Source organism: Spongiactinospora gelatinilytica, from assembly GCF_003236385.1.
Taxonomy (GTDB): Bacteria; Actinomycetota; Actinomycetes; order Streptosporangiales; family Streptosporangiaceae; genus Spongiactinospora; species Spongiactinospora gelatinilytica.
In genome coordinates this window covers 1-469 of the sequence record NZ_POUA01000851.1, presented here as the reverse complement: position 1 = coordinate 469, position 469 = coordinate 1, and the positions used below count along the sequence as shown (strand labels likewise).

General features: G+C 37.5%; 1 pseudogene. It reads left to right on the top strand.

The features are described from left to right. A pseudogene (locus C1I98_RS46600) lies at positions 1 to 311 on the top strand (hypothetical protein); the annotation flags it as partial. Positions 312 to 469: the final 158 nt, after the last annotated feature.

The following is a 469-nucleotide window of genomic DNA, read 5'->3' as shown; positions in this document are numbered from 1 at the left end:
GATACAACCTAGCTCGTTGGGTGGTTGAAGACCGAGTTAACAATGCGTTGGCTGATCGTGAAACTGTATACGCTAATGATGTTCCAGGCAACTGGAAGTTATGGTTGGGCGTTCCAGTTAAGGTCTTCAAAAAGTATGCTAAAAATAATGATGATAAGCAAAAGGCGCTTGAACTAATTAACAATGATCAGTATGGATTTACCGCTATCTACGATGAGGATATGAACTTTAAGCGTAGCTTATTAATGTGGTGGATGAACCATAATTATGTTAAGAACTTTAGGAAGTATTTTAAGGAAAATAAGGGGTAAGACCTGTGAAAAAATTCTTTACGATTATTGGTGGAATGGGGACTCCAGCAACTGAAAGTTACATTAGGTTATTAAATGCTAGAACTCCTACCCATCGCGATCAAGATTATTTAAATTACATTTTAGTAAACCATGCTACAGTTCCGGATCGTTCAACC